Annotated in this window: 1 protein-coding gene; it reads left to right on the plus strand. The window is 74.2% G+C overall.

The genetic code is table 11. The annotated features are described in order from the left end of the window. Nucleotides 1-4,773 (plus strand): amino acid adenylation domain-containing protein (locus ACZ619_RS45610; protein WP_469611939.1); only part of this gene is annotated, 4,773 nt, incomplete at both ends.

Below are 4,773 nucleotides of genomic sequence, written 5' to 3' on the forward strand. Positions count from 1 at the left end.
AGTACACCGCGCCGCGCAACCGCGTCGAGGAGGCGATCGTCCGCGTCTGGGCCGACATCCTCGGAGTCGAACGGGTCGGCGTCCACGACAACTTCCTCGCCCTGGGCGGCCATTCGCTGCTCGCCACCCAGGTCAGCAGTCGGCTGCGCGACGACCTCGGCGTGGACATCCCGGTGGGCGCCCTGTTCAACGCCCCCACCCCGGCCGCCCTCGCGGAGTGCGCCGGGACGCTCGGTGCCGCCGGGACGGCGCGGATCCGGCCCGCGGACCGCACCGCGGGACCGCTGCCGCTGTCGTCCGCCCAGGCACGCCTGTGGTTCCTCGACCGTCTTTCCCCCGGCAACGCCGAGTACCTGCTGCCCATACCGCTGCGGGTGCGCGGACCCCTGGAGGCCGCCGCGCTCGACGAGGCGCTGACCCGCCTGTGCGCGCGGCACGAGGTGCTGCGCACCCGGATCACCGCCGGTCCCGGCGGCACCCCGGAGCAGATCGTCGACGCCCCCGCACCGTTCCGGGCCGCCCCGCACGACCTGCGCCACCTCGCCGACCCGGCCGCCGCCGCCCGAGACCTGCTGGCGGCCGAGGCGGTCCGCCCGTTCGACCTGGCCACCGGTCCCGTGCTGCGCGCGACGGTCGTCCGGGTCGCCGACGACGAGCACCACGTGCTTCTGACGATGCACCACATCGCCTCCGACGGCTGGTCGGAGGGCATCATCGCGCGCGAACTGCGCGACCACTACGCGGCGGCCCTCGCCGGCCGCGACACCACGCTGCCCCCGCTGCCGGTGCAGTACGCGGACGTCGCGGTCTGGCAGCGGGAGACCCTGACCGGAGAGGTGCTGGAGGAACAGCTCGCGCACTGGCGCGGGGCGCTCGCCGGGCTGGAGCCGCTGGAGCTCCCGACGGACCGGCCGCGTCCGCCGGTGCGCGGCAGCCGGGGCGGCAGCCACACCTTCACCGTGCCGGCCGCGACCGCCGCGGCCCTCACGTCCGCCGCCGCCGCGCACGGCGCGAGCCCCTTCATGGCGTACCTGGCGGTCTTCCAGTTCCTGCTGTCCAAGTACTCCGGCCAGGAGGACATCGCCGTGGGCACCCCCGTCGCCGGGCGCACCCGCGCCGAGACCGAGGACCTGATCGGCTTCTTCGTCAACACCCTCGTCATGCGGGCCGACCTGTCGGGCGATCCCACGTTCGCCGGGCTGCTGGAGCGGGTCCGCGACGCGGCGCTGGCCGCCTACGACCACCAGGACCTGCCGTTCGACCGGATCGTGGAGGAGCTGACCCCCGAGCGCGACCTCTCCCGCACCCCCCTGGTGCAGACGCTGTTCGCGCTCCAGAACGCGCCCGGCGGCGACGCGTGGGCGCTCGGCGACGCGCAGGTGGAACGCGTGACGGTCGCCGTGCCGGACGCCCAGTTCGACCTGGCGCTGCACCTGACGGGCCGCCCCGACGGCGGCCTGGACGGCCAACTGATCTATGCCGCCGAGCTGTTCGACGCGGCGACCGCCGAACGGCTCACCGGGCACTACGCGACGCTGCTCGCGGAAGCCGGCGACCGCCCGGCGGCCCGGCTCGGCGAACTGGAGATGCTGACGGCCCCCGAGCGGCAGCTGATGCTGTCCGAATGGAACAGCACCCGGACGCCGTACCCGACGGAAAAGACCGTGCACCAGCTCGTGGAGGAGCAGGTCCGGCGCGCTCCCGACGTCGTCGCGATGCGGCACGGCGAACGGGAGACGACCTACGGGGAGTTCAACGAGCGGGCCAACCGCCTCGCGCACCACCTGCGCGCGGAGCACGGCGTGCGGCCCGGGACGCTGGTGGCGGTCTGCCTGGAGCGGAGCGCGGACCTGTTCTGCGCGGAACTGGCGATCCTGAAGGCGGGCGGGGGCTACGTCCCGCTGGCGCCGGACTTCCCCGCCGAGAGGCTGGCGTACATGGTCGCCGACAGCGCGGCCCCGCTGGTCATCACCGACACCGCGCACGCCGGCATGTTCCCGGGCACGCCGCTGCTGCTGGCCGACCGCCACTGGCCGGCCCCCGGCGAACGGCCCGCCGGGAACCCGGAGCCGGCTGCCGGACCCGACGACGTCGCCTACGTCATCTACACCTCCGGCTCCACCGGCAAGCCCAAGGGCGTGCTCATCGAGCACGGCGGCATGGTCAACCTGACGCGGTGGACCATGGACCACTTCCCCCTGGAGGACGGCGACCGGGTCGCGATGATCGCCGGCGTGGCCTTCGACGTCGCCGCGTGGGAACTGTGGCGGGCACTGGCCGACGGCGGCACGTGCACCATCCCCGCCGAGGCCGTACGACTCACCCCGTCGCTCCTGCACGGCTGGCTGGAGGAGGAGCGGGTGCGCTGCACCTACCTCTCGCCGCCGGTGCTGGAGGCCCTCGCGGCGCTCCCCTGGCGGCCGGACCCGGCGCTGGAGTACGTGCACACCGCGGGCGACCTGCTGCGGCTCCCGGCGGGCGTTCACCTGCCGTTCGCCGTGTACAACGACTACGGGCCCACCGAGACCACCGTCATCGTGACCTCGGCGGCGGCCGAGCCCGGAGATCCGCTGCCGCCGATCGGCCGGGCCCTCGCCAACACCACGCTGTACGTCGTGGACCGCTACGGCCGGCACGTACCGGTCGGGGTGCCGGGCGAACTGCTCATCGGCGGCGTGTGCCTGGCCCGCGGCTACCTGGGCAACCCGGAGCTGACGGCGCGGAAGTTCCACGACCACACCGCCGAGGGCGTCACCCACCGGGTCTACCGCAGCGGCGACCTCGTGAAGTGGCGGCCGGACGGTCAGCTGGAGTTCATCGCCCGCATCGACAACCAGGTCAAGATCCGTGGCTTCCGTATCGAACTCGGCGAGGTCGAGGCGGCGCTGGTGGCGCACCCGGCGGTGGCCGAGGCGGTCGTGGTGGTCCGGGAGGACGGTCCGGGCGGCAAGCGGCTCGCGGCCTACGTCGTGCCGGTCGCGCCGGACACCGCGCCGTCGGCGGCCGACCTGCGGGCGCACCTGAAGCGCGGGCTGCCGGACTACATGGTGCCGGCGACGTTCACCCCGATGGAGCGGATGCCGTTGACGCCCAACGGCAAGATCGACCGCCGGAGCCTGCCGGTGCCGGACGCCGGGCGGGCGGACGCGGACACCGGCTACGTCGCGCCGCGCACTCCGGCCGAGACGGCCGTCGCGGCGATCTGGGCGCAGGTGCTGGGCGTCGAACGGGTCGGCGTGCACGACAACTTCTTCGAGCTGGGCGGCCACTCGCTGCTGGCGGCGCAGGTCACCAGCCGGCTTCGGCAGGAGCTGGGCGCCGAGGTACCGGTGCGGGCGCTCTTCGACAGCGGTACGCCGGCGACGCTGGCCGTCGCCGTCGAGGAGGCCGGCGGCGGTGCCGCGCGGGCGGCCGGGCCGGTACCGGTGCCGCGTGACGGCGGGCCACTGCCGCTGTCGTTCGCCCAGGCCCGTCTGTGGTTCCTCGACCAGCTCTCGCCGGACGGCTCCGAGTACGCGATGCCGTTCGTGCTGCGGGTGGCCGGCACATTGGACGTGCCGGCACTGGAGGCGGCCCTGGCCGGACTGGTCGCACGGCACGAGGTACTGCGCACCCGGTTCCTGGCCGACGACGACGGCGAGCCCTACCAGGTGGTCGACGCGCCGGCGCCGGTCGCCGTGGCCGTGCACGACGTCAGCGGTGCCACCGAGCCACTGGCGGCCGCCGGTGAGCTGCTGGAAGCCCAGGCGGCCCGCCCGTTCGACCTGGCCGCCGGACCCCTGATCCGGGCGGACGTCGTGCGGCTCGCGGACGACGACGGCTTCGTGCTGCTGACGCTGCATCACATCGTGGGCGACGGCTGGTCGGAGGGCGTGCTCGCCCGTGAGCTGCACGCCCTGTACGCGGCGGCGCTGGACGGCACCGAGGCGAATCTGCCCGAACTGCCTTTGCAGTACGCGGACTTCGCGGTCTGGCAGCGCGCGTCGCTGACCGGCGAGGTGCTGGAGGCACAGCTGGCGCACTGGCGGGAGCGGCTGGCGGGCCTGGAGCCGCTGGAGCTGCCGACCGACCACCGTCGGCCGCCGATGGGCGGCGCGCGCGCCGGCTCGGTGGACTTCACCGTCCCGGCCGCCACGGCGGCGGCGCTGCGCGCCACGGCGGGGGAGCGGGGCGCGAGCCTGTTCATGGCGTGCCTGGCGGTCTTCCAGATCCTGCTGGCCAAGTACTCCCGCCAGGAGGACATCGCGGTCGGCACGCCGATCGCCGGCCGCACCCAGCCCGAGATCGACGACCTGGTCGGCTTCTTCGTCAACACCCTCGTGCTGCGCACCGACCTGTCCGGGAACCCCGAGTTCACCGAACTGCTGGACCGAGTCAAGGACACGGCGCTGGCCGCCTACGACCACCAGGACCTGCCGTTCGACCGGATCGTGGAGGAACTCGCGCCCGAACGCGACCTGGACCGCAACCCGTTCTTCCAGACGATGTTCCTGCTGCGCGCGCCGGAGGAGACCGCCGGCTGGGCGCTGCCGGGCGCCGAGGTCCAGCAGCAGCCGGTGACCCTGCGGGACGCCAAGTTCGACCTGGTCCTCACCGTGCACGACGCGCCGGAGGGAGACCTCCGGGGCACCGTGGAATACCGCACCGACCTGTACGAGCGGGAGACCGCCGAACGGCTGGCCGGGCATTTCGCGGTGCTGTTGGAGGGGGTCGCGGCGGTGCCGGGGGCGCGGTTGTCGGAGTTGGAGGTGTTGTCGGCGGCTGAGCGGGAGC

The organism is Streptomyces sp. NPDC104367 (assembly GCF_055583825.1).